We start from the raw sequence: 3,391 nt of genomic DNA, 5'->3' as shown, positions 1-3,391 counted from the left end.
GTACCACCCCTCCCGGGAGCGCCTCATGAACGCCACGCTCGCCTGTGTCCTCGCCCTCGCCGTCGGCACGTACGCCTTCCGCCTGGCCGGGCCCGTGCTGCACGGGCGCGTCGAACTCCCGGCCCGCGTACAGGAGTTGCTGACCACCAGCGCCACGGTCCTGCTGGTCGCGCTGCTCGCCACGGTCGCCCTCACGGAGGGCCGGGAGTTCGCGGGGTGGGCCAGGCCCGCCGGTGTGCTGGTCGGCGGGGTCCTCGCCTGGCGCAGGGCGCCGTTCGCCGTGGTCGTGGTGGCCGGGGCGGCGGTGACCGCGCTGCTGCGGCTCGCGGGGGTGTCGTGAGGAGCTGCCGGGGGTGCCCTGAGGAGCTTGGGGCAGCGCCGGTGGCGCGGCGCCGTCAGTCCGTCGGGGTACGGCGGGCGTAGGCGCGGGCGGCGCGGGCGCGGTCGCCGCAGCGGGTGGAGCACCACTGGCGGCGCCCGTGCTTGAGCAGGAAGCGGTTGCAGGGCGGGGAGGCGCAGGAGGTCAGTCGGGTGGCGTCGGGGGAGGTGAGCAGGTCGGCGGCGTCGGCGGCGATGACGGCCAGGGCGTGTTCGACGATCGCGGTGGTGGGGTGGGGCGCGGCGCGGTAGGGGCCGGTCTTCTCGTCCCACAGCAGCAGAGATGCCGTCGGGACCCGGGTCATCACGTCGTTGACCGCCGCGAGGGCCGCGGGCAGGGCGGGCTGCCCGGCGACAAGGGAGGCAAGCAGCGACCTGACCTGTTCCCGCAACGAGCGCAGCTGCGTGGCGCATACCTCCGCCAGGCCGGCGCCGACCGGGGCGAGGTCGCGGCGCACCAGCCACTCCTCGGCCCGCGCCGGGGTGCTCAGGAGGTCGGCCGCGCGGCCGCCGGGCAGGGCAACGGCGCTGTTGGCCAGGGCCAGGGCGGGGTGCTCCGCCTCGCCCGGCGCCGACGGCAGGGCGGCTTCTTCCGTCGCGAACTCTTCCATGCTTCTCATGGTACGGCTTGCGCCCATCCGTGAGACATGCGTACAGTCCGAGTCACGGTTAACACTCCCTCTATCCGTGAGGAACTCTTCTCGTGTCTTCCCCGAGCCCGCAGACCGTCCCGTTCCCCGTCCGCGTCTTCGGCGGCCCGACCGCCCTCTTCGACTACGCCGGCCTGCGCTTTCTCACCGACCCGACCTTCGACGGCCCCGGCGACCACCCGGCACCGGCCGTCGTGCTGACCAAGACGGCGGCTGCGGACGGCAGTCCGGCCGATCTCGGCCGCGTCGACGTGGTCCTGCTCTCGCACGACGAGCACGCCGACAACCTCGACACCTCCGGCCGGGCCCTGCTCGCCGATGTCCCGCTGACGCTCACCACTCCCGGGGGCGGGGAGCGTCTCGGGGAGGCGGCCACCGGCCTCGCCGACTGGCAGTCGGTCGAGCTGGAGCGCCGGGACGGCGGGCCCGGCACGGTCACCGTGACGGGCGTGCCCGCCATCCATGGCCCCGGGCCGCGCGAGGAGGTCGAGCCGATCTGCGGCGAGGTCGTCGGGTTCGTCCTGACCGGCGAGGGCCTGCCCACCGTCTACGTCAGCGGCGACAACGCCTCCCTCGACGCGGTCAAGGAGATCGCCGAGCGCTTCGCCCCCGTGGACACGACCCTCCTCTTCGCCGGAGCGCCCCGCTTCCCCGACGTCTTCGACGGCGGGCTGATCGTCCTGGACAGCGCCCAGGCCGCCCAGGCCGCGCAGGTCCTCGACGCCGCACGCGTGGTCCCCGTCCACTACGACAGCTGGGCCCACTTCACCGAGGGCCGCGACGAGTTGGTCGCCGCCTTCGCCACCGCCGGCCTCTCCGATCGCCTCGACTTCGGCGTCCGCGGCTGACCCCACCTACGCCGCACGCGTGCCGGACACGGCCCGGGCGCCGGTCGACGGAGCCCTGCCGCGACCACCGGCCGGCGCCCGGCGCTCCCCTCACGCCGCACCCCGCGAAACCTCGAAACCGAAGGACCGCACGGCCATGCCCGAGGTGGGGTACCCGCTACAGGGGGCCTTCCTCGTAGAGGGCGTCCACGACGTCCGCGTACCGCTCCGTGACCGCGCGTCTGCGCACCTTCAGGCTCGGGGTGAGCAGGCCGTCCTCGACCGTGAAGTCCTCGTCCAGCACGGCGAACCGGCGGATGCGGGCGGGCCGCGAGACGGTGGCGTTGGCGGTGTCCACGGCCTCCTGGACCAGGGCGAGGACGCGCGGGTCGCGGGAGAGCGGCTCGGTCAGCTCCACGCCTTCGCGGGCCGCCCAGCCGGTGACCTCCTCCGCGTCCAGGGTGATCAGGGCGACGGGGTGGGGGCGGCGGTCGCCGACCATGACGGCGCGGGAGACGAACCGCGAGTTCTGGACGGCGAGTTCGCTCAGGGAGGGCGTGAGGTTCTTGCCGCCCGAGGTGATGATCAGGTCCTTCTTGCGGCCGGTGATCGTGAGGTAGCCGTCGTCGTCGAGCGCGCCCAGGTCGCCCGTGTGCAGCCAGCCCTCGGCGTCGACGGTCTCGCGGGTGGCCTCGGGGTTGTTGTGGTAGCCGGGGAAGACCATGGGGCCCCGGGCCAGGACTTCGCCGTCGGCCGCGATGCGCAGCTCGACGCCGTCGATCGGGCGGCCCACCGTGCCGTGGCGCACGGCGCCGGGGTGGTTGAGGGTGAGGACACCGGCCGACTCCGTCATGCCGTAACCCTCGTAGACCGCGATGCCGCAGGCCCGCAGGAAGTCGACGGTGTCCGGCGCGATGGGCGCGCCGCCGGTGAGCGCCCAGCGGACCCGGCCGCCGAGCGCCTGCCTGACCAGGCCGTAGAGAGCCTTGTCGGCGGCCTCGTACGCGTCCTGGAGATCCGGCGGAAGTGTGCCGTCGGCGGCCATGACGCCGATGCGGACGGCCTCCTCGAACCGTTCGCGCCCGCCCTCCTGCGACTCCGCGAGCGACAGCACGACCGAGCGCACCTTCTCGAAGAGGCGCGGCACGGACGGCAGATGGGTGGGCCGCGCCTGTGCCAGCTCGCCGACGACGTCCTCGATCCGCCCGCCGAAGAAGGTGAGCGTGCCGCCCTGGAGGAGCGTGGTGAACTCGATGAGCTGGGCGAGGAGATGGGCGAGCGGCAGATAGAGGTACGTGGAATCGCCTGGGCCCCCGCCGACGAGCGGCACGGTGGCGCGCTGCACGGCGAGCAGGTTGCCGTGGGTCAGCAGGCATCCCTTGGGTGCGCCGGTGGTGCCGGACGTGTAGATGATGGTGGCCAGGTCGTCCTCGCTCCGGGCGGCGGCGCTCGCCAGCAGCGCGTCGAGCGGGGCGGCATCTTCCACCGTGCCGGTTACGTCCTGCGTCCCTTGTGCCCTCCGCGCCCCTTGTGCCC

General features: G+C 74.0%; 4 protein-coding genes. 2 read left to right on the top strand and 2 right to left on the bottom strand.

Features of this window, described 5'->3' with window-relative positions:
• Nucleotides 1-25 precede the first annotated feature (25 nt).
• Entirely contained in the window at nt 26-340 is a 315-nt protein-coding gene (locus GKQ77_RS30250) for an AzlD domain-containing protein (RefSeq protein WP_219692312.1), read from the top strand.
• A gap of 55 nt (nt 341-395) precedes the next feature.
• Here the strand turns inward: GKQ77_RS30250 and GKQ77_RS30245 are convergent, their stop codons facing one another.
• Nucleotides 396-989: a CGNR zinc finger domain-containing protein gene (locus GKQ77_RS30245; RefSeq protein WP_219692311.1), complete on the bottom strand. Its 594-nt coding sequence runs from the start codon at nt 987-989 to the stop codon at nt 396-398.
• 92 nt (nt 990-1,081) lie between these two features.
• Between GKQ77_RS30245 and GKQ77_RS30240 the strand changes: the two genes are divergently transcribed.
• Entirely contained in the window at nt 1,082-1,876 is a 795-nt protein-coding gene (locus tag GKQ77_RS30240; RefSeq protein WP_219692310.1) for an MBL fold metallo-hydrolase, read from the top strand.
• A 157-nt stretch (nt 1,877-2,033) separates the two neighbouring features.
• Here the strand turns inward: GKQ77_RS30240 and GKQ77_RS30235 are convergent.
• On the bottom strand, nt 2,034-3,391 hold a 1,358-nt coding region (locus GKQ77_RS30235), incomplete at its 5' end, for an AMP-dependent synthetase/ligase (RefSeq protein ID WP_219692309.1).

Source organism: Streptomyces anatolicus, from assembly GCF_019400875.1.
Taxonomy (GTDB): Bacteria; Actinomycetota; Actinomycetes; order Streptomycetales; family Streptomycetaceae; genus Streptomyces; species Streptomyces anatolicus.
This window is presented reverse-complemented; position numbering and strand designations above follow the sequence as displayed.

Excerpts from the sequence above, each read along its gene's own strand:
- GKQ77_RS30250 (WP_219692312.1), top strand. The coding sequence starts at position 26 with ATGAACGCCACGCTCGCCTGTGTCCTCGCCCTCGCCGTCGGCACGTAC.
- GKQ77_RS30245 (WP_219692311.1), bottom strand. The coding sequence starts at position 989 with ATGGAAGAGTTCGCGACGGAAGAAGCCGCCCTGCCGTCGGCGCCGGGC.